This window comes from Streptomyces sp. P9-A4 (genome assembly GCF_036634195.1).
In the GTDB taxonomy this organism is placed as follows: domain Bacteria; phylum Actinomycetota; class Actinomycetes; order Streptomycetales; family Streptomycetaceae; genus Streptomyces.
Genome location: NZ_JAZIFY010000001.1, coordinates 4,300,644 through 4,321,149, shown reverse-complemented (window position 1 = coordinate 4,321,149; position 20,506 = coordinate 4,300,644). Strand labels below are relative to the sequence as shown.

General features: G+C 71.8%; 19 protein-coding genes. 10 read left to right on the top strand and 9 right to left on the bottom strand.

Features of this window, described 5'->3' with window-relative positions; translation table 11 throughout:
• Positions 1-172: 172 nt before the first annotated feature.
• Complete coding sequence (locus V4Y03_RS19490) at positions 173-1,030, top strand: LysR family transcriptional regulator (protein ID WP_317876347.1); 858 nt, start codon at positions 173-175, stop codon at positions 1,028-1,030.
• 103 nt (positions 1,031-1,133) lie between these two features.
• Here the strand turns inward: V4Y03_RS19490 and V4Y03_RS19485 are convergent, their stop codons facing one another.
• Positions 1,134-4,139 carry an FAD-binding and (Fe-S)-binding domain-containing protein gene (locus V4Y03_RS19485; RefSeq protein ID WP_332435749.1) on the bottom strand — a complete coding sequence of 1,002 codons (3,006 nt, stop codon included), beginning with the start codon at positions 4,137-4,139 and terminating at the stop codon, positions 1,134-1,136.
• Positions 4,140-4,190: 51 nt separating this feature from the next.
• Here V4Y03_RS19485 and serC point away from each other — a divergent pair, with 51 nt between their 5' ends.
• Complete coding sequence (serC, locus tag V4Y03_RS19480; protein WP_332435748.1) at positions 4,191-5,309, top strand: phosphoserine transaminase; 1,119 nt, start codon at positions 4,191-4,193, stop codon at positions 5,307-5,309.
• 73 nt (positions 5,310-5,382) lie between these two features.
• Here serC and V4Y03_RS19475 read toward each other — a convergent pair whose 3' ends face one another.
• Positions 5,383-6,354 carry a helix-turn-helix domain-containing protein gene (locus tag V4Y03_RS19475; RefSeq protein WP_332435747.1) on the bottom strand — a complete coding sequence of 324 codons (972 nt, stop codon included), beginning with the start codon at positions 6,352-6,354 and terminating at the stop codon, positions 5,383-5,385.
• Positions 6,355-6,579: 225 nt separating this feature from the next.
• On the opposite strand from V4Y03_RS19475, the gene V4Y03_RS19470 reads away from it, so the two are divergent.
• Positions 6,580-7,182 (top strand): hypothetical protein, encoded by a 603-nt coding sequence (locus V4Y03_RS19470; protein WP_332435746.1) that lies wholly within the window; start codon positions 6,580-6,582, stop codon positions 7,180-7,182.
• A 15-nt stretch (positions 7,183-7,197) separates the two neighbouring features.
• Here V4Y03_RS19470 and V4Y03_RS19465 read toward each other — a convergent pair whose 3' ends face one another.
• Positions 7,198-8,202 carry a WD40 repeat domain-containing protein gene (locus V4Y03_RS19465; protein ID WP_332435745.1) on the bottom strand — a complete coding sequence of 335 codons (1,005 nt, stop codon included), beginning with the start codon at positions 8,200-8,202 and terminating at the stop codon, positions 7,198-7,200.
• A gap of 100 nt (positions 8,203-8,302) precedes the next feature.
• On the opposite strand from V4Y03_RS19465, the gene V4Y03_RS19460 reads away from it, so the two are divergent.
• Together V4Y03_RS19460 and V4Y03_RS19455 are read left to right on the top strand one after the other, a co-directional pair.
• Positions 8,303-9,205, top strand: coding sequence for an alpha/beta fold hydrolase (locus tag V4Y03_RS19460; RefSeq protein WP_332437229.1), 903 nt, complete (start codon positions 8,303-8,305; stop codon positions 9,203-9,205).
• 164 nt (positions 9,206-9,369) lie between these two features.
• Positions 9,370-10,050, top strand: coding sequence for a GDSL-type esterase/lipase family protein (locus V4Y03_RS19455; protein ID WP_317878988.1), 681 nt, complete (start codon positions 9,370-9,372; stop codon positions 10,048-10,050).
• A gap of 15 nt (positions 10,051-10,065) precedes the next feature.
• Here the strand turns inward: V4Y03_RS19455 and V4Y03_RS19450 are convergent, their stop codons facing one another.
• A complete protein-coding gene (locus V4Y03_RS19450) occupies positions 10,066-10,467 on the bottom strand; it encodes a carboxymuconolactone decarboxylase family protein (RefSeq protein WP_317878990.1) in 402 nt (133 codons plus the stop codon).
• Between the two features lie 47 nt (positions 10,468-10,514).
• Here V4Y03_RS19450 and V4Y03_RS19445 point away from each other — a divergent pair, with 47 nt between their 5' ends.
• Positions 10,515-11,048, top strand: coding sequence for a MarR family winged helix-turn-helix transcriptional regulator (locus V4Y03_RS19445; RefSeq protein ID WP_332435744.1), 534 nt, complete (start codon positions 10,515-10,517; stop codon positions 11,046-11,048).
• Positions 11,049-11,261: 213 nt separating this feature from the next.
• Here the strand turns inward: V4Y03_RS19445 and V4Y03_RS19440 are convergent, their stop codons facing one another.
• On the bottom strand, positions 11,262-12,251 hold the full coding sequence (locus tag V4Y03_RS19440; protein WP_332435743.1) for an aldo/keto reductase: 990 nt from the start codon (positions 12,249-12,251) through the stop codon (positions 11,262-11,264).
• A gap of 177 nt (positions 12,252-12,428) precedes the next feature.
• Complete coding sequence (thpR, locus tag V4Y03_RS19435) at positions 12,429-13,013, bottom strand: RNA 2',3'-cyclic phosphodiesterase (protein WP_332435742.1); 585 nt, start codon at positions 13,011-13,013, stop codon at positions 12,429-12,431.
• Positions 13,014-13,126: 113 nt separating this feature from the next.
• Between thpR and V4Y03_RS19430 the strand changes: the two genes are divergently transcribed.
• A complete protein-coding gene (locus V4Y03_RS19430; RefSeq protein ID WP_332435741.1) occupies positions 13,127-13,627 on the top strand; it encodes a GNAT family N-acetyltransferase in 501 nt (166 codons plus the stop codon).
• A gap of 60 nt (positions 13,628-13,687) precedes the next feature.
• Here V4Y03_RS19430 and V4Y03_RS19425 read toward each other — a convergent pair whose 3' ends face one another.
• Both V4Y03_RS19425 and V4Y03_RS19420 read right to left on the bottom strand, forming a co-directional pair.
• Positions 13,688-15,025: an MFS transporter gene (locus V4Y03_RS19425; protein WP_317873785.1), complete on the bottom strand. Its 1,338-nt coding sequence runs from the start codon at positions 15,023-15,025 to the stop codon at positions 13,688-13,690.
• Between the two features lie 77 nt (positions 15,026-15,102).
• Positions 15,103-15,546, bottom strand: a complete 444-nt coding sequence (locus tag V4Y03_RS19420) for a MarR family winged helix-turn-helix transcriptional regulator (protein WP_317873784.1) — start codon at positions 15,544-15,546, stop codon at positions 15,103-15,105.
• Between the two features lie 199 nt (positions 15,547-15,745).
• On the opposite strand from V4Y03_RS19420, the gene V4Y03_RS19415 reads away from it, so the two are divergent.
• Positions 15,746-15,991 carry a hypothetical protein gene (locus tag V4Y03_RS19415; RefSeq protein ID WP_056552923.1) on the top strand — a complete coding sequence of 82 codons (246 nt, stop codon included), beginning with the start codon at positions 15,746-15,748 and terminating at the stop codon, positions 15,989-15,991.
• Here V4Y03_RS19415 and V4Y03_RS19410 read toward each other — a convergent pair.
• On the bottom strand, positions 15,961-17,412 hold the full coding sequence (locus V4Y03_RS19410; RefSeq protein WP_317873783.1) for an NCS2 family permease: 1,452 nt from the start codon (positions 17,410-17,412) through the stop codon (positions 15,961-15,963). The genes V4Y03_RS19415 and V4Y03_RS19410 overlap by 31 nt on opposite strands.
• Before the next feature lie 147 nt (positions 17,413-17,559).
• Between V4Y03_RS19410 and V4Y03_RS19405 the strand changes: the two genes are divergently transcribed.
• Both V4Y03_RS19405 and V4Y03_RS19400 read left to right on the top strand, forming a co-directional pair.
• The gene (locus tag V4Y03_RS19405) at positions 17,560-17,907 is read left to right on the top strand and encodes a DUF2530 domain-containing protein (RefSeq protein ID WP_317873782.1); all 348 of its coding nucleotides are present in this window, start codon (positions 17,560-17,562) and stop codon (positions 17,905-17,907) included.
• A 187-nt stretch (positions 17,908-18,094) separates the two neighbouring features.
• On the top strand, positions 18,095-20,503 hold the full coding sequence (locus tag V4Y03_RS19400; protein ID WP_332435740.1) for a cation-translocating P-type ATPase: 2,409 nt from the start codon (positions 18,095-18,097) through the stop codon (positions 20,501-20,503).
• Positions 20,504-20,506 lie beyond the last annotated feature (3 nt).

Genomic DNA, 20,506 nt, shown 5'->3' with positions numbered 1-20,506 from the left:
TCGCCTCCTTGACCGGACTGTCCACCGACGACTCCTCACTCGTTCACTGAACTGCACTCTCAGTCCAGAATAATGCACTCCTGGCTGGATGTCGCCAAAGTTCCCCTCCCACGCTACGAGCCCCCGCGCGGCACCGGAAATGCCGATTGGGCTGCGGTTATGCTCGGAAGGCATGAGCATCGAGCTACGCCACCTCCGCTGCTTTCTCGCCATCGCCGAGGAATCCAGCCTCACCAGGGCGGCCGTGCGACTCCACCTCACCCAGCCGGCCGTCTCCCGCACGCTCGCCGCGCTCGAAACGCACCTGGGCGCCCGGCTCGTCGACCGCAGCACCCACCACCTCGCCCTGACCGCCGACGGCCGCGCCTTCCAGGACCGGGCGGCGGCGGCGCTCGCCGCGTTCGACGACGCCGTGGACCCGGCGAGGCTCAGGCACCGGCCGCTGCGGCTGGGGCACGCGTGGTCGGCGTTCGGCCCGTACACGACTCCGCTGCTACGGCGATGGCAGCGCGAGCACCCGGAGACCCCGCTCGAACTCCTCCGCATCGACGACCGCACGGCGGGCCTGACGCGGGGAGAGGTGGACGCGGCGCTGCTGAGGGGACCGGTCGAGGCGCCGGGGCTGGTGACCGAGGAACTCACGACGGAGGAACGCGTCGCGGCGGTCCCGGCCGACAGCCCGCTGGCGGACCGGCCGAGGCTGACGCTCGACGACCTGGCGGACGGAACGGTCGTACTGAACACGGTGTCGGGCACGACGGCGCTCACCCTCTGGCCACCGGGGACGCGCCCGGCGGCCACGGTGACGGTCGCGAACACGGACGACTGGCTGACGGCGATCGCGGCGGGCAGGGGCGTCGGAGTCTCCTCCGCGTCGACGGCGGCGCTGCACCCGCACCCGGGCGTCGCGTACCGCCCACTGTCCGACGCCCCGACGCTGCCGGTGGTACTGGCATGGCGCGACGCGTTCCCGCACCCGGCGACGGGGGCACTGGCGGCGATGGCGCACGAGATCGTCAGCGGAAAGTGAGGACGGCGCAGCGCCGGGCGCGGGCGGGCGCGACGGGCAGCGGGGCCAGGTCTCCCAGGTGATGGGGGCGAGCGCGCGAGCGAGCGCAACGTGAGGCCGTCCCCTAGAAACCTCGCTCCAGCCCCTCGGCCAACACCTCCGCCAAGTGCCTCGCCCGGAGTCCCTTCACAGCCCCCGAAGCCGCACCCGACGCCACCCCCTTCGCACCCTTCGCACCCTTCGCTCCCTTCGCCCCCTCCCTTGCCCCCTCCCCCGCCAGCTCCCCGATCTGTGTCCTGCACGAGAAGCCGTCCGCCAGGACTTCCGTCTCCGGTGGGGCCTGTCTGAGGGCCGGGAGCAGTTGGTCCTCCGCGCACGCGACCGAGACCTCGTAGTGGCCCGGTTCGAACCCGAAGTTGCCCGCCAGGCCGCAGCACCCGCCCGACAGCTCTCCCCTCAGACCCGCGCGTTCCCTCAGCCGGCGGTCCGGCCCGTCCCCCAGTACCGCGTGCTGGTGGCAGTGGGTCTGCCCCGCCACCGGTCGGTCCAGGCGCGGCGGTTCCCAATCCGGCGCCAGCATCTCCAGCGCCTCCGCGAACGTGCGTACCGACGCCGCGAGGCGCGCCGCCCGCGGGTCGTCCGGCAGCAGCTCCGGCAGGTCCGTCCTCAGCGTCGCCGCGCACGAGGGCTCAAGCACGACCACCGGCCTCACGCCTCCCCCCGCACCGGCAGCCAATCCCCCTTCCCCCACCGCTCCCTCCTCCATCACGTCCAACATCCGCCCCATCACCTTCCGCGCCGCCCCCAACTGCCCCGTCGACACATACGTCAGCCCGCAGCACACCCTCCCCCTCGGCAGCGCGACCCCCAGTCCCGCCGCCTCCAGGACCCGCACCGCCGCCCTTCCCACCTCCGGTGACAAGTGGTCCGTGAACGTGTCCGGCCACAGGGTCAGGGCCGGCGGGCGGGACGAGGCGCGTTCCGCGAACCAGGACGTGAACGTGCTGTCCGCCACGCGCGGCATCGTCCGTTCCGGTGTCAGCCCCGCCCACCGCGCCGCGAACGGCAGCCCGAGCGCCGGGTTCAGCGCCCGTCCGAACAGGTTCAGCCAGTGCGGCAGCCGGCCCATCGTCCAGTGGGAGCGCGGCCTGCGCAGGAACCCGAGCGGCCCCGCATAGTGCCGGTCCAGGAACTCCGCCTTGTACGCGGCCATGTCGATGCCCACCGGGCAGTCACTCCGGCAGCCCTTGCACGACAGACACAGGTCCAGCGCCTCCCGCACCTCCTCCGAGCGCCAGCCGTCCGTGACGACCTCCCCGAGTGCCATCTCGTGCAGCAGCCTCGCCCGGCCGCGCGTCGAGTGCTTCTCCTCCCCCGTCGCCCGGTACGAGGGACACATCACCTCCGGCCCCGAACTCGGGCCCTCCACACGGCACTTGGCCACCCCCACGCACCGGGCCGCCTCCCTCCCGACCCCGACCAGCGGCAGTCCGGTGAACCGCAGGCCCTCGTCGAGCCGGCGCGGCCGGACGAGCATCCCCGGGTTGAGGCCCCCGTCCGGGTCCCACACGTCCTTCACCGCGCCGAACAGACCGACCAGCTCCTCCCCGTACATCCTCGGGAGCAGTTCGGCGCGCGCCTGCCCGTCGCCGTGCTCCCCGGAGAGCGAGCCGCCGTGGGCGACCACCAGGTCCGCCACCGCCTCCGAGAACCGGCGGAAGTCCCGTACCCCCTCCCGCGTCCACAGGTCGAAGTCGATCCGGACGTGCACACATCCGTCGCCGAAGTGCCCGTACGGGACTCCCCGGAGGCCGAAATCGGCCAGCAGCGCGCGGAACTCGCGGAGGTACGCGCCGAGCCGCGCCGGCGGGACCGCGCAGTCCTCCCACCCCGGCCAGGCCTCGCCCCCTCCCCCGGACTCCGTCCGGGAGGTGCCCCCAGGCGTCCGCGTCGCCGTCCCCGCCGCGTCCTCCCTGATGCGCCACAGCGCGCGCTGCCCCGCGGGCTCGCCCACCACGGCCGCGTCCAGCGCGTCGGCCGCCCGGACGAGCCGCCGGGCCGCACCTTCCCCGTCCACCTCGCAGAACAACCACGCCCCGCCCCGGGGCAACCCCTCCACCCCATCCCGACCCGACCCCGAGCCCGCCCCCCGAGCGGAACCCGCACCCGCACCCACACCCCGAGCCGACCCCGACCCCCCACCCCTCACCAGATCCGCCGCCATCCCCTCCACCGTGAGCGGCCCGTACGCCAGCAGGCCCGCGGCCGCGTCCGCCGCCGCGCTCTCGTCCGCGTACCCCAGCACCACCAGCACCGGATCGGCCGGCAGCGGGACCAGGCGTACCGTCGCCTCCGTCATCACCCCGAGCGTGCCCTCGCTGCCGCAGAACGAGCGGGCCACGTCCGCGCCCCGCTCGGGCAGCAGCGCGTCGAGCGCGTACCCGGAGATCCGGCGCGGCAGCCCCTCCGGGTATCCGGTCCTCAGCAGCGCGAGGTTCCGGCCGACGAGGTCCATCAGTCCGGGCGGCGCACCCCGCCCCTCCCGCCCCAACGTCAACCTCTCGCCCCGGTACGTCACCACATCCAGCGAGCGCACGTTGTCCGCGGTGGTGCCCCAGGCGACCGAGTGCGCCCCGCACGCGTTGTTGCCGATCATGCCGCCGAGGGTGCAGCGGCTGTGGGTGGACGGGTCGGGGCCGAAGGTCAGCCCGTACGGCCGCGCCGCGTCCCTCAGCCGGTCGAGGACCAGGCCCGGCCGTACGACGGCAGTCCGCTCCTCCGGGTCCAGGGAGACCAGTCCGGCCATGTGCCGTGTGAGGTCGAGCACGACGCCGGTGCCGGTGGCCTGGCCTCCGATGGACGTGCCGCCGCCGCGTGCGACGACCGGCGTGCCGTGCGCCCGGCACACCTCCAGGACCGCCGCCACGTCGTCGGCGTCGCGCGGCGCGACCGTACCCACAGGCACACGGCGGTAGTTGGAGGCGTCCATGGTCGCCAGGGCGCGCGCGGTGGTCGAGAAGTCGACCTCCCCGGCGACGGCGGACCGCAGATCCGCGGCGAGTCGAGCTGCTTCCGGAGCCTGTTCCTCGTGTGTTCCCACAAGCCCAGGATGTCTCAGTCCTCGTCTCATCGGGCGGACATCCTGCGACCGGCCCCTTCACGACCCGATACTCTCCGCCTCGTGGCTGATATCCAGATTCCCGCTGACATCAAGCCCGCCGACGGCCGTTTCGGCGCGGGCCCCTCCAAGGTGCGTACGGAGGCGCTGGACGCCCTGGCCGCCACCGGCACCTCCCTCCTCGGCACCTCCCACCGCCAGGCTCCGGTCAAGAACCTGGTCGGCGAGGTACGTACCGGCATCCGTGACCTCTTCTCCCTCCCCGAGGGCTACGAGGTGATCCTGGGCAACGGCGGCTCCACCGCCTTCTGGGACGTCGCGACGCACGGTCTGATCGAGCACAAGTCGCAGCACCTCACCTTCGGCGAGTTCTCCTCCAAGTTCGCGAAGGCCGCCAAGCTGGCCCCGTGGCTGGCCGAGCCGACCGTGATCTCCTCCGACCCGGGCACCCACCCGGAGCCGGTGGCCGAGGCGGGCGTCGACGTCTACGCGTACACCCACAACGAGACCTCCACCGGTGTCGCCGCCCCGATCAAGCGGGTCGCCGGCGCCGACGCGGGCGCGCTCGTCCTGGTCGACGCGACCTCCGGCGCGGGCGGCCTCCCCGTCGACATCGCCGAGACGGACGTCTACTACTTCGCCCCGCAGAAGTCCTTCGCCGCCGAGGGCGGCCTGTGGCTGGCGGCGTTCTCGCCGGCCGCGCTGGAGCGGGCGCAGACCATCAAGGACTCCGGCCGTCACATCCCGGAGTTCTTCTCCCTGCCGACGGCGATCGACAACTCGCTCAAGAACCAGACGTACAACACCCCGGCGCTCTCGACCCTCTTCCTGCTCAACGAGCAGCTGAAGTGGATCAACGGCCAGGGCGGTCTGGACTGGGCCGTGGCCCGTACGAAGGAGTCCTCGGACGCGCTGTACGGCTGGGCCGAGGAGTCCAAGTACGCGACGCCGTTCGTCACGGACGCGGCGAAGCGCTCGCAGGTCATCGGCACGATCGACTTCGCGGACGAGATCGACGCGGCGGCGGTCGCGAAGGTGCTGCGCGCGAACGGCATCGTCGACACGGAGCCGTACCGCAAGCTGGGCCGCAACCAGCTGCGCATCGCGATGTTCCCGGCGGTCGACCCGGCGGACGTGCGCGCCCTGACGGCGTGCATCGACTACGTGATCGAAAAGCTCTGACCTCTGCTCACAAGAAGGGCCCGGCACCGGACACCGTCCGCACCGGGCCCTTCGGCGCACCCGACCCCTGAGGTCAGCGGCTTCTGCGGCGGTGGTCGCTGGGCGCCATGCCGTACGCGCGGCGGAACGCGCGGCTGAAGTCCGCCTGGTGCCGGAAGCCCCAGCGGCTCGCGATCTCGCCGATCCCGCAGTGCCCGAGAAGCGGGTCGGCGAGGTCCGCCCTGCTGCGTTCGAGGCGGAGGCGCCGGATCAGGGCGCCGACCGTCTCCGGCTCCTCGTGGAAGAGCAGGTGGAGGAGGCGTACGGAGATGTGGTGGTGGGCGGCGACGGCCGCCGGGCCCAGCTCCGGATCGGACAGGTTGTGGTCGATGAAGGCGCGGACACGGGTGCGTAGGACCTGCTGCCGGGTCTCGGCGGGCAGCGCGGCCGGGCTGTCACTCGCGGTGGCCAGCAAGGTGGCGGCGAGGTCGAGAGCCGTGCCGCCCAGACGACGCAGCTCGGCGGGCGCGCACCGGTCGGCCTCGGCGCGGAGCCCGTTCAGGTACGAGGCGAGCAGCGCCCCCGAGCCGGTGCGGGCGGGTAGCGCCCTGCCGAGGAGGCGGTCCGCCCGGTTCTGCGGCAGGGGCAGCGCGGCCCGGGACAGGCGCAGCAGGGTGACCTGCGGGAGCCGCCCCTCGTCGTGGAACTCGCACCTCAGGGGGTGCGAGGAGTCGAAGAGCGCCATGTCGCCCGCGGTGAGGAGGGAGTTGTCGCGGCGCTGTTCGATGCCGATGGGGCTGCCGTGGACGAGGAAGAGGAAGTACTGCTCCGGGTCCGCGCGCCTGATGTGCCCGGCGACCCGCCGGGCGGACATCGGGGAGAAGGTGAAGCAGGAGAGGTCGGTGCCGCCCAGGCCGATCGCCGTGGCGGAGCCCTGGAAGCGGTCCGTGTCAGGGGTGGTGATCGACACCGGCATGACGGCGTCGCCGACCATGCCGGCCCACCACTCGAAGCCGTCGCGCGCGCTGACGCTGGTCGTCGAGACCGCTGCCCCCACCGTCGCCACCCCTCCTGCCACCCGCGCGTGCACCCGTCCGTCCGCCCGTCCATCGTGAAGCGTGAGCGGGCGGCCGGGACAGCGCGATGTCGGTCAACTCGCCCGCAACAGCGGCGCTTTGCGCCCACGGTGACGCGAAACTGCACCCCTCGCCAACGACAGGCAGGTCGTGCGCGCCCCACAGTGGTGGTCCGAACCGGCACCGCGCCGGGGGCGAGAAGCAGAGGTGACTCAGTGGCAGCGCAGAAGATCTTAGGGACGCGCGGGTGGGCGAAGGCCGTCGCCGCCCTGGCGATGACGCTCACGGCCCTCGTGGCCGCACCCGGCGCGGCGGGGGCGGCGGGTACGGCCGGAGGGGCCGCGGGCGGCGGCGAGTTCGCGGCGCAGGCCAGGACCGCCGGGCTGACCGGTGCGCAGGCGAAGAGCCTCCAGAAGCGGGTCGACGGCTATCTGGCGAGCACCGGGGGCACCCAGGTCGCCGCCAACAAGATCGCCCTGCCCGGCGGCGAGCTGCTGCTGACGCTTCCCGGGGAGCGGAAGGCCCGCGACCTGGACGCGACGGCGGTCCCGGGCGACACCGTGGGCACCTGCCGCTACTCGTACGTGTGCGCCTACAAGTTCGAGAACTACACGGGTGACCAGTTCGACATGTTCACCTGCAACCACCTGTTCCGCATCGAGTGGAACACGACCGGCTCGTGGATCAACAACCAGCGCTCGGACCTGTACGCGGACTTCTACGACAAGACCAAGGTCATCCGCTGGACCTCGCCCGGCGGTCTCAGCTACGACTCGCAGGCCGACTGGCGCTGGGTCTGGTACGTGAGCCCCTGCTGATCCGCCGCTCCGGGCTCAGTCCCGGCGCAGCAGACGTTTGACGCCGACCACGAGGATCGTGGCGCCGGCGAGGACGAGGAAGCCGACGGTGACGTTGCCCTTCTCGCCCTCGGCGGCGGGGGACGACGGGGAGTCGGGCGCGCCGCCCGGCGTCTCCTTCGGCTTCCCGGAGGGATGCTCGGCCCCTGGCCGCTCCACCCGCAGGACCCGGCTGTCGCGGCCCTCCGAGCCGAACATGAACGCCGAGCCGTCTCTCGTGTACGTCACCGACTCCGCCTGCCCCTGGAAGGGGGCCCCGACCGCCGTGCCGTCGTCACCGAGGCCGCCGCCGCCCGGACCGCCCTCCTTCCAGGCGTACTCCTTCGCACTGAAGTAGCCGCGCAGGACCAGCCTGCCGCCGTCCGGCGAGAAGGCGCCGTCGGTGACCCACGGCACCTCGTCGACCTTCCGGAAAACGTTCGTTCCCGACGAGGAGAGCCGCTCGGGGCCCGCGTACAGCCCGCCGCCGTCCTCGTTCTTGCTGGCGATGTACACCCGGCCGGTCTTCGGATGGACCATCAGCGCCTCGGCGTTGCGCGGCCCGTCGGCGTACTTCACGACGTACTGCTTCGCCGCCACCGTCCGGTCCCCCAGCTCCTTCGGCTCGGGGAAGCGGTAGATCCAGACGTGGTCCCAGGAGCCGTCGAGGTTGTCGCCGATGTCGCCGACGTAGATGTCGCCGTCCGGGCCGACCGCGATGGCCTCCATGTCCCGGGGGGTCCCGACCCCCTTCATCGTCAGGGTCGCGACCGTCTTTCCCGTACGGGAGTCGATGCCGTAGATCAGGGGGGCGTCCTGGTCGTTGTGCGTCCAGTAGATCCCGGGGTGGGCCCGGCTCGCGGCGAGGCCGCTGGACTCGGTGACCCGGGAGTCCTCGATGGTGAAGTCCCGGTCGGGCTCCTGCCCTTCGGCATGGGCGAGACCGGCCGGGAGCAGCACCAGGGCCGCCGCCGCGCCGAGAGCACACAGAGCAGATCGCATGGCTCAAGCCTGCCACGATGCGGCGGCGCCGGCCTGGCCCCCGACCCTGAAAACTCCCTTGACCTGCCCCGGAGCCGCTGTCAGGGTCGCGCCCGTGACCATCTCCACACCGCAGACCTCCGCCCCGCAGCCCTCCTCCGCGCAGACCTGCGCCCCGCGGACCTTCTCCGCGCCCGACGGCACGACGCTCGCCTACCATGTGTCCGGCTCCGGTGCCCCGCTGCTCTGTCTCCCCGGCGGCCCGCTCCAGGACTCCGCCTATCTCGGCGACCTCGGCGGGCTGAGCGCGCACCGGCGGCTGATCCGGCTCGACCTCAGGGGCACGGGCGCGTCCGCCGTGCCGGACGACCCGGCCTCGTACCGCTGCGACCGGCTCGTCGACGACGTGGAGGCACTGCGCGCGCACCTGGGTCTGGAGACCGTCGACGTGCTCGGGCACTCGGCGGGCGCGAACCTCGCGGCGCTGTACACGGCCCGCTACCCGCAACGGGTGGCCCGGCTGGTCCTCCTCACCCCGGGCACGGCGGCCGTCGGGCTCGACACGAGCGGCGAGGAGCGGCTCGCGGCGGCCCGCCGGCCGTGGCGCGAGGAGGAGCCGTGGTTCCCGGAGGCGTACGCGGCCCTGGAGGAGCTCGCGGCGGGGCGCGGGAGCGCGGCGGCCTTCGCGGCGGTCGCGCCGTTCTTCCACGGCACCTGGGACGAGGCGGCGCGGGAGCGGCACGCGGAGAGCGACCGTCGGCGCAACGCTGAAGGTGCGGCCGTCCACAGCGGCGAGGGCGCCTACGAACCGGCCGCCACGCGCGCGGTGTTCGCGACGTTCGACCGGCCGGTCCTCGTCGTCGCCGGAGAGGGCGACGCGAACACCCCGGTGCCGACGGCCACCGCGTACGCGGCGCTGTTCCCGAAGGGCGAGCCGGCCGTCGTGGCGGGCGCCGGACACTTCCCGTGGCACGACGACGCGGAGGGGCTCGTGGAGACCGTGAACACCTTCCTGAAGGACTGAGGACTGGAGGCACGGGGCACGGAGCCCGGAGCCGTGAGCCCGGAGCCCGGAGCCGTGAGAGCTGAGGCCTGACGCCTGAGGCTGACGCCTGACGCCTGACGCGCACCCCCGTCGTGTCCCGGATCACGTCGCTGGTCCCGGACCGCGTCCGCGATGATATGACCATGCGTTTTCTGTTCGTCGGCGACAGCATGACCATCGGACGCGCCGGCGACTGGACCTGGCGCTACCGCATGTGGCGGCACCTGGAGTCCGTACTCCCCGGCGGGTACGAGATCGTCGGCCCGCGCACCGGGCTGTACGACCCCGCCGCCGACGCCCCGGCCTCCGCGGCGTACGCCGACCCGGCCTTCCCCGAGCCCGCCCGCAGGCATCTGGCCGGCTGGGGCGAGGGCTGGCTGCACATGGCGCCGGTGATCGGCGGGACCGTCACGGCGACCGGGGCCGATGTCCTGCTGGTCTCGCTCGGTCTGATCGACCTCGGTTTCTACACCAACAGTGATCAGACCGAGGCGAACGTCCGGGCCTTCGTCGCGGCGGCCCGCGCCGCGAACCCGCACGTCAGGGCCGTCCTCCTGCCCGTCATACCCAATGTCCGCGCCGGCTACGACGCCCCCTTCGCGGCCGAGTGCACCCGCTTCAACGAGCTGCTCGCGAAGGCGGTCGCCGACCTGGACACGGCCGCCTCGCCGCTGCTGCTCGCGACGGTCCCGGAGTCGTACGACCTCGGAGCCGACACATACGACGGCACCCACCCGGGCCCCACCGGGGAACACAAGCTGGCGGCGGCCTTCGCCGACGCGATGCACCAGGCGTGGGGGCTGGGCGGCCCGTACTCCCCCTGAGCGCGGTCTCCCGTCTCAGGCCGCGCGGGTGAGGCGGTTCGCGAAGGTGGACAGGGTGTACGCACCGATGCCGAGGACGACCTCCAGGGCGTTGCGGCGGGTGTAGCCGGCCTTCGAGAAGGCGGCGAGGTCCTCGTCGGTCACCGCACCGGAGGAGGCGAGGACCCGGAGGGTGAACGTCCGGACGGCGGCGAGGCGTTCGGCGTCGGGGACGGGGCCGAGGGCGGCCATCTTGGCCTCGTGCATGTCGACGCAGAGGTGGCACTGATTGCGTTCGGCGACGGTCAGGACGACGGTCTCGCGGGAGTGCGGGTCGAGGGTGGTGGACTCGAAGATCGCGCTGAGCTTGAGGAAGCCGTCGAGGGTCTCCGGGGACTCCTTGAGGAGGGCGACGGCGGCGGCGGTACGGGCGGACATGTCGAGCGGTGCGGACAAGGCGGTTCCCCCTGCATAGAATGGACAACATGGTTGACCATGTCGCTGGAGAAAACGTAAACCAGGTTGTCGATACTGGCAAGGGGGTACCTGGGAACGACGCTCCCGGGTACGAACTGCCCCTGCTCCTCTTCGGCGGCTTCCGCACCCTCATCGACCGGCTGCACGCCCGCCTCGCCACGGAGGGGCACCCCGACATGCGCCCCGCGCACGGCTTCGCCATGCAGGCCGTCGGCGTCCGGGGCGCCACCGCCAGCGAGATCGGCCGCAGCCTCGGCGTCTCCAAGCAGGCCGCCGGCAAGACCGTCGACCGGCTGCTCGCGCTCGGTTACGCCGACCGCGCCGACGACCCCACCGACGCCCGCCGCAAGCTCGTCCGCCTCACCCCGCGCGGCTTCGAGGCCCTGGCCCGCTCGGCGGCGATCTTCGACGAGCTGCGGGCGGAGTGGGTCGCGACCCTGGGCGCGGACCGCGTCCGGAACATGGAGGGGGCGCTGCGGCAGGTCGTACCGGCGGAGACGGCGTTCCGCCTGGACGCCCCGAGCTGGCTCGGGGCGCCCTGAGCGCCGGGGCGGGCGCCGGGCGCCCGGGCGGGCGCCGGAGGCCCGGGCCGCCCCCGAGCGATCCCTCATCCGCCTCCGGTCCCTTACGGGATCACCGGACTCGCCCCCGGTCCCTTACCGGATCACCGGACTCACCTCCGGTCCCCTACGGGACCACCGGCCCGCCCCGATCCCCTACGGGACCACCGGACTCGCCCCCGATCCCCTACGGGATCACCAGGCGAAAGCCTCCGGGGACGGTCCCGGGCCCGGGAAGATCTCGTCCAGCGCCGTCAGCAGCTCCTCCGTCAGCTCCACCTCCAGGGCGCGCAGCGCGCCGGAGAGCTGCTCGGGGGTGCGCGGGCCGACGATCGGGCCCGTCACACCCGGCCGGGTGAGCAGCCAGGCGAGGGCCGTCTCGCCGGGCGCGAGGCCGTGCTTGTCGAGCAGGTCCTCGTAGGACTGGAGCTTCGCCCGGGAGGCCGGGTCGGCGAGGGTGGCCCCCGCGCGTCCCTCCGTACGGCGCTTGCCCTCGACCTCCTTCTTCAGGACCCCGCCGAGGAGGCCGCCGTGCAGCGGCGACCAGGGGATGACGCCGAGGCCGTACTCCTGCGCGGCCGGGATGACCTCCATCTCGGCGCGCCGCTCGAAGAGGTTGTAGAGGCACTGCTCGCTGACGAGACCGACCGAGCCGCGCCGGGCGGCGGCCTCGTTGGCCTGGGCGATCTTGTAGCCGGGGAAGTTCGAGGAGCCCGCGTAGAGCACCTTGCCCTGCTGGATGAGGACGTCGACCGCCTGCCAGATCTCCTCGAAGGGAGTCGCGCGGTCGATGTGGTGGAACTGGTAGACGTCGATGTAGTCGGTGCCGAGGCGCTTGAGGCTGCCCTCGACGGCCCTGCGGATGTTCAGCGCCGAGAGCTTGTCGTGGTTGGGCCAGGCCTCGCCTTCGGCGCCCATGTTCCCGTAGACCTTGGTGGCGAGGACGGTCCGGTCGCGGCGGCCGTCACCCTTCGCGAACCAGGAACCGACGATCTCCTCGGTCCGGCCCTTGTTCTCGCCCCAGCCGTACACGTTGGCGGTGTCGAAGAAGTTGAGTCCGGCGTCCAGCGCCGCGTCCATGATCGCGTGGCTGGTGGGTTCGTCGGTCTGAGGTCCGAAGTTCATCGTGCCGAGGACGAGGCGGCTGACCTTGAGTCCGGTGCGTCCGAGCTGCGTGTACTCCATGGGAGCCAAGCCAACTGCTTCGAGCGCACTCGAAGCAAGGGACTTCTCACGGCATGGGCAGGGCGGGGTACGGGAGGGCTACTGGCCGGCCAGTGAGGTCACCGCGATGATCGCGAACATCAGTACGAGCACGCCGGCCATGATTCGGTTACGGGTCTTCGGGTCCACCCGACGAGGTTAACCCGACTGTGCCCCGGACCCCTCAAGGGGCCAGGCTCCGACCGTCTCGTAACGGGGCTGCTCGCCCCGCAACCCGCTCACCGGCAGGCTCGACCGGACGAGCGCCAGCTCCTCGGCCTGCCACCGGATCCCCTCGAAGCCGTCGAGACCGTCGAGGAACGGGTGCAGGTTCACCCCCTCCCCGCGGGCGCGGCCGAGTGTCAGATGCGCCTGGTAGCGGCGGTGCTCCTCCATCGGCACCCCGGACCTGCGCGCGGCGGCGTCGGCGCGCTCGGCCAGCAGCCGCAGCTCGTCCAGGTCCCCCGCGACCCCGGTCCACAGGGCGCGCCGCCCGAAGTGACCGCCCCCGTGGAGCCGCAGCGGGAACGGCGGGGTGCGGTGCGCGGCCCTCGCGAGCCGTACGCGCAGCTCGGGCAGCAGTTCCTCGTCGACCTCCCCCATGAAGGCGAGCGTGAGGTGCCAGCCGGGCCGCGAGGTCCAGCGGAGCCCGTCCGCGCCGGGCAGCCGGTGCAGCCGGTCGACGACGTGTCCGAGCTCGGTCAGCCCCTCCGGGGGCGGCAGGACGGCGGCGAAGAGCCTCATGGGGGAAGTCTGGCAGGAGACGGGACGTCGCCGTCGGAACGCCCGGCCGGACGCCTGCCCCTGGTGTCCTTCCCGGCCCCCGCCCGGATGGTCGTACGACTAGGGTCGGCGGGATGAAGATCCGGAAGGGCGGGGCGGAGGACCTCCCCGCGATACTCGCGATACTCGACAGCGCCGTGGTGTGGCTCAACGGCGAGGGGATCACCGCCCAGTGGGGCACGGAGTCGTTCTCCGGGCGGCCGAAGGCGGTGGAGCAGGTCGAGCGGACGATGTCCGAGGGCGACCCGTGGATCGTCGAGATCGACGGCGTCCCCGCCGGCACGATGACGCTGACGCCGCACCCCGGCCAGTACATCGAGCCCGCCGGAGAGCCCGAGGTGTACGTCCGTCTCCTGGCGACCGACGGGCGCTTCCACGGCCGGAGGGTCGGCGCGGCGCTCCTGGAGCACGCGGAGGCGGAGACCCGCCGCCAGGGGGTGTCGCTGCTGCGGGTGGACTGCTTCGCGGGCAGCGAGGGCCGCCTCATCGCGTACTACGAGCGCCAGGGCTTCACCCGTACCGAGGAGTTCGTGGTGGGCGAGTGGCCGGGACAGGTGCTGGAACGGCGGTTCTGAGGCGCCGGGGGGTACGGGGGCGCCGATCGGCGCCCCCGTACCCCTGCGAACCGCTCCCGTCTACGCGGCCGTGGCGAGTCGCTCGCGTGCCACGAACCGGACCTGCGGGTGTCCGTGCCGCCAGGCCCACGCGACCTTGAGGTCGCCGACCCGGGCCAGGACCAGGCCCACGACCACCGCCGCCGCGAGCGAGATCACGCCGCCCGCGGCGAAGCCGACGCGGGCGCCGTAGGTGTCGGTGACCCAGCCGAGGAGCGGCGCGCCGATCGGCGTGCCACCGGCGAAGACCATCATGTAGAGGCTCATGACCCGGCCCCGCATGGCGGGGTCGGTCGCCATCTGGACGGCCGAGTTCGCGGTGATGTTGACCGTGAGGCCGATCATGCCGATCGGTACGAGCAGCAGCGCGAACAGCCAGAACGTCGGCGACAGGGCCGCCGCGATCTCCAGGACGCCGAAGACTCCCGCCGCGATCACCAGCATCCGCAGCCGGGTGGAGCCGCGCCGGGCCGCCGCGAGGGCGCCGACGAGGGAGCCGGCCGCCATCAGGGTGTTGAGGAAGCCGTACGCGCCGGCGCCGACGTGGAAGACGTCGCCGGAGAAGGCGGTGAGCCAGATCGGGAAGTTGAAACCGAAGGTGCCGATGAAGCCGACGAGGACGATCGGCCAGATCAGGTCCGGCCGCCCGGCCACGTACCGCAGCCCCTCCCGGAGCTGGCCCTTGCCGCGCGGGGCGCGCTCCACCTTGTGGAGTTCGCTGGTCCGCATGAGCAGGAGGCTCACGAGGGGGGCGAGGAAGGACAGGCCGTTGAGGAGGAAGGCCCAGCCGCTGCCGACCCCGGCGATGAGGCCACCGGCGACGGCGGGGCCGATGAGCCGCGCGGACTGGAAGTTCGCCGAGTTCAGGGAGACGGCGTTGCGCAGCTGGTCGGGGCCGACCATCTCGGCGACGTACGCCTGCCGGGCCGGGTTGTCGACGACCGTGACCATGCCGAGCAGGAAGGCGATCAGGTAGACGTGCCAGACCTGGATGCTGCCGGAGAGGGTGAGGACGGCGAGTGCGATGCCGCAGACGCCGAGGGCGGCCTGGCTGACGAGCAGCAGGCGCCGCTTCGGGTAGCGGTCGGCGATGACACCGCCGTAGAGGCCGAAGAGCAGCATCGGCAGGAACTGCAGGGCTGTCGTGATGCCGACGGCGGCGGCCGAGCCGGTGAGGCTCAGGACCAGCCAGTCCTGGGTGATGCGGGCCATCCAGGTGCCGGTGTTGGAGACGATGGCACCGGTGAAGAACAGCCGGTAGTTACGAATCCTGAGCGAGGAGAAGGTTTCCCCCCGCCCACGGGTCTTGAGGGTGGGTTGATGGACGGGTGCGGAGTCTGCTCCGGGTCCCGTACTCAAAGCGCGTCGCCTCCTTGGCGCAGGGTCGGGGGCGTCCGGCGGCCCGGGACCCCTGTCCCGGACCGCCGGACACCCCCTTACAGATGGGCGAGCTTCTCCAGGACCGGGGCGGCCGCGCGCAGCTTGGCCCATTCGTCCTCGTCCAGGCCCTCGGCGAGGGAGGCCAGCCAGGCGTTCCGCTTGCGGCGGGACTCTTCGAGCATGGCTTCGGCCTGCTCGGTCTGGCTGACCACCTTCTGCCGGCGGTCGTCGGGGTGCGGCTCCAGCCGGACCAGTCCCTTGGCTTCGAGCAGCGCGACGATGCGGGTCATCGACGGAGGCTGGACGTGCTCCTTGCGGGCCAGCTCGCCGGGGGTGGCGGAGCCGCAGAGCGCGAGAGTGCCGAGCACCGACATCTCGGTGGGGCTCAGCGACTCGTCGACGCGCTGGTGCTTGAGGCGTCGGCCCAGTCGCATGACGGAGGAGCGGAGCGCGTTCACGGCCGCGACGTCGTCGGCGGTGCCGTGGGACAGGTCAGGCATGTTTGTTAGCCTAACTCATTACTCTGTCTAAATACCAACGGGGACACGCCGGGGTAGCGCGCATCACACCCGTATCTCCACGCACGCGCGTGAACCTGGCGCTCGCAGGTCACGCTTCGGCATCCATGTATCACCCAAATGAGTGAGTCGGATCCGGAAAGTGACGCAACGGGGCACCCGCTGCCCCGACCCTGACGGCATGGGATCGACAGTGCTCAGCCTGCGCATCGACAGTGAGCTGCTCGACCGGCTCAAGAGTCACGCCGCGAAAAGAGGAATGAGCGTCCAGGACTATGTCGTCCGGACGCTCATTCGGGAGGACTTCGACGAGCGGTTCAAGACCGCCGTCGAGGAGACGCAGAAGTTCTACGGGGAAGGCGGGGCGCCCGGGCCCGAAGGGGCCCGGGACCCGGATCACGTGAGGCCGAGCGCCGGCATCGCGTAGTAGAAGACGAAGACCGCCGACACGACGTACATGGCCACCGGGACCTCACGGCCCCGCCCGGCCGCCAGCCGCAGCACGCTGAAGCTGATGAAGCCGATGCCGATGCCGTTGGTGATCGAGTACGTGAACGGCATCATCACCATGGCGAGGAACGCCGGCACCGCGATCGTGAAGTCGCTCCAGTCGATGTCCTTGACCGAACCGGCCAGGATCAGGAAGCCGACCGCGAGCAGCGCGGGGGTGGCCGCCTGCGACGGGACCATCGTCGCCAGCGGCGTGAGGAACAGCGCCACCGAGAACAGCGCACCGGTCACCACCGAGGCGAGGCCCGTACGGGCACCCTCGCCGACGCCCGCCGTGGACTCCACGAAGCAGGTGGTGGCCGACGAGGAGGTCGCGCCGCCGGAGGCGACGGCCAGGCCGTCGACGAGCAGGACCTTGTTGATGCCGGGGAAGTTGCCGTCCCTGTCGATCAGCTTGGCCTCGTCGCCGACGCCGAGGATCGTGCCCATGGCGTCGAAGAAGCAGGACAGCAGCACGGTGAAGACGAAGAGGACGCCGGTCAGGAAGCCGACCTTCTCGAAGCCGCCGAAGAGGCTGACCTCGCCGACCAGACCGAAGTCGGGCGAGGCGACCGGGTTGCCCGGCCACTCCGGGGTGGTCAGACCCCAGGACGGGACGGTCGCGACCGCGTTGATCACCATCGCCACGATCGTCATGACGACGATCGAGATGAGGATCGCGCCCGGCACCTTGCGGATGATCAGGGCGAGGGTGAGGAGCGTGCCCAGGACGAAGACCAGGACCGGCCAGCCGGTGAGGTGACCGTCGCCGCCCAGCTGGAGCGGGACGGTGGTGTGCGCGGCGTCGGGGATACGGGAGACGAAGCCCGAGTCGACGAGGCCGATCAGCATGATGAAGAGGCCGATGCCGATCGCGATGCCCTTGCGCAGGCCGACCGGGACCGCGTTCATCACGCGCTCGCGCAGACCGGTCGCGACCAGCAGCATCACGACGATGCCGGCGAGGACGACCATGCCCATGGCGTCCGGCCAGGACATCTTCGGCGCGAGCTGGAGGGCGACGACCGTGTTGACGCCGAGGCCGGCGGCGAGGGCGATCGGCACGTTGCCGATGACGCCCATGAGGAGCGTCGAGAAGGCCGCCGTCAGGACGGTGGCGGTGACGAGCTGGCCGCTGTCGAGCTGGTGCCCGTACATGTCCTTGGCGCTGCCGAGGATGATCGGGTTCAGCACGATGATGTAGGCCATCGCGAAGAAGGTGGCGAGACCGCCACGGATCTCGCGGGCGACGGTCGAGCCGCGCTCGGAGATCTTGAAGTAGCGGTCGAGGCCGGAGCCCGGCTCCTGGGGAGCGGAGGGCTCGTCGGGCATGGCCTTGGCGGTGGCCGTGGTGCTCATGGGGTGGGTTCCTCTTCGGGAGTGTCCGTTTGGCGGTTCATACGAACGAAACCCGCCAGAGGCAAACCGTTTCAGTATGAACACATGAACGAGCGAGCGTCCATCTCCGCGCGTAGACACCCGAAAGCCCGGCCTAAACTGAGCCCCATGGCGAAGTGGACACCGAAGCACGAGGCACCCGAGCCCCTGGAAGGGCCCGTCGTCGCCACCATCACCGGCGGAACGATCCTGTGGTTCGTCCTCTTCCTCGTCCAGGTCCCCTTCTACGGCTGGTTCGACGACCGGGACCTGACCTGGTGGGTGTGGACCTGCCTGGCCGGAGCCGGCCTGGGCCTGATCGGCATCTGGTACGTACGGGGGCGGGACGCGGCGATCAAGCGGCACGCGGCGGCGCGGGCGGCGGAAGCGGCGGAAGCGGACGGGGCCGCGCGGATGACCGAGGCCGGCCAGGAGGCCGAGACCGGGGACGACCCCGAGACTCCCGGCCGCGCGTAGCACCGGGGGACGCGGGGACCGAGGGGCCACGCAGCACCGGGGGACGCGGCGACCGAGGGGCCACGCACCAGGGGACGCGGCAACCGAGGGGCCGCGTAGGACCAGGGGACGATTCGTCTCCTCCCCCGGTCTGATCTTCGCCCTTCTCGGCAGGTGAACGCCCCGAACCGGTCGTACCGTCGAAAACATGACGCAGCAGGCGAAGATCGACACGGGTGGCGACGAGGCGGCCGAGAACGGACCACCCGTGGTCCATCGGACCGCCGGGCTCACCTCCGCCGAGGTCGCCGAGCGCGTCGCGCGCGGCGAGGTGAACGACGTACCCGTACGGAGTTCCCGCTCGACCCCGGACATCGTCCGCGCCAACGTCTTCACCCGCTTCAACGCGATCATCGGCGTGCTGTGGGTGATCATGCTCGCCGTCGCGCCGATCCAGGACAGCCTGTTCGGCTTCGTGATCATCGCCAACACCGGCATCGGCATCATCCAGGAACTCCGCGCCAAGAAGACCCTCGACGGGCTCGCCGTCATCGGCGAGGCGAAACCGACCGTCCGGCGCGACGGGGTCGCCGCCGAACTCTCCACCTCCGAGATCGTCCTCGGGGACCTCATCGAGCTGGGCCCCGGTGACAAGGTCGTCGTCGACGGCGAGGTGGCCGAGGCCGACAGCCTGGAGATCGACGAGTCACTGCTCACCGGCGAGGCCGACCCCGTCATCAAGAAGCGCGGCGACCGGATGATGTCCGGCTCGTTCGTCGTCGCCGGCGGCGGCGCCTTCACCGCGACCAAGGTCGGCCGCGAGGCCTACGCGGCGCAGCTCGCCGAGGAGGCCTCCCGCTTCACGCTCGTCCACTCCGAACTGCGTACGGGCATCTCCACGATCCTCAAGTACGTGACGTGGATGATGATCCCGACCGCGCTCGGGCTCGTCATCAGCCAGCTGGTCGTCAAGGACAACAACTTCAAGGACGCCGTCGCCCGTACGGTCGGCGGCATCGTCCCGATGATCCCCGAGGGCCTCGTCCTGCTCACCTCGGTCGCGTTCGCGATCGGCGTCGTACGCCTGGGCCGCAAGCAGTGCCTCGTCCAGGAACTGCCGGCCATCGAGGGCCTCGCCCGCGTCGACGTCGTCTGCCTCGACAAGACGGGCACGCTCACCGAGGGCGGCATGGACGTCACGGAGCTCCGGCCGCTCGACGGCGCGGACGAGACGTACGTACGGAAGGTGCTGGGCGCCCTCGGCGAGTCCGACCCGCGCCCGAACGCCTCCCTCCAGGCGATCATCGACGCCTACCCGGAGACGGTGGAGTGGCGGTGCACGGAGTCGCTGCCGTTCTCCTCCGCCCGCAAGTACAGCGGGGCGTCGTTCAGCGAGGGCGACGGCGAGAACTCGACCTGGCTGCTCGGCGCGCCCGATGTCCTCCTGAAGGCCGGCGATCCGGCGCTCGCGGAGATCGACCACCTCAACGAGCAGGGTCTGCGGGTCCTCCTCCTGGCCCGTACGGCCCACGAGCTGGACAGCCCCGAGGTCGCCACCGACGCCCGCCCCACCGCACTGGTCGTCCTCGAACAGCGGCTGCGGCCCGACGCCGCCGACACGCTCGCCTACTTCGCCGACCAGAACGTCACCACCAAGGTCATCTCCGGCGACAACGCGGTCTCGGTGGGCGCGGTGGCCGCGAAGCTCGACATGCCGGGCGCGCAGAACACGGTGGACGCGCGGAAGCTCCCCACCGACCGGGAGGAAATGGCGAAGGTCCTCGACGAGAACGGGGTCTTCGGCCGTGTCACCCCGCAGCAGAAGCGGGACATGGTCGCCGCCCTCCAGTCCCGCGGGCACACCGTCGCCATGACGGGCGACGGCGTCAACGACGTCCTCGCCCTCAAGGACGCGGACATCGGCGTCTCGATGGGCTCGGGATCGGAGGCGACGCGGGCGGTGGCCCAGATCGTCCTGCTGAACAACAGCTTCGCGACGCTCCCCTCGGTGGTGGCGGAGGGCCGGCGGGTCATCGGCAACATCACCCGGGTCGCGACCCTCTTCCTCACGAAGACGGTCTACTCGGTCCTCCTGGCGGTCCTGGTGGTCTGCTCCCAGGTGGAGTACCCCTTCCTCCCCCGCCACCTCACGCTTCTCTCCACCCTCACCATCGGCGTCCCGGCGTTCTTCCTGGCCCTCGCCCCCAACAAGGAACGGGCCAGGCCGAACTTCGTCCGCAGGGTGATGCGGTACGCGATCCCCGGCGGCGTCATCGCGGCGGTGGCCACCTTCGCGACGTACCTGCTGGCCCGCCACTACTACACGGGCCCGGACGCCCTGGGCGCCGAGACGAGCGCGGCCACCCTGACGCTGTTCCTGGTCTCGATGTGGGTCCTGGCGATCATCGCGCGCCCGTACACCTGGTGGCGCCTGACCCTGGTGGCCGCGATGGGCGGCGCGTTCCTCCTGGTCCTGGTGGTCCCCTGGCTCCAGAACTTCTTCGCCCTGAAGCTGGTGGGCGTGACGATGCCGTGGACGGCGGTGGCCATCGCGGCGGCGGGAGCGGTCCTGCTGGAGTTCACGTGGCGCTGGGTGGGCAGGCGGTTCCCGGCGTGACCG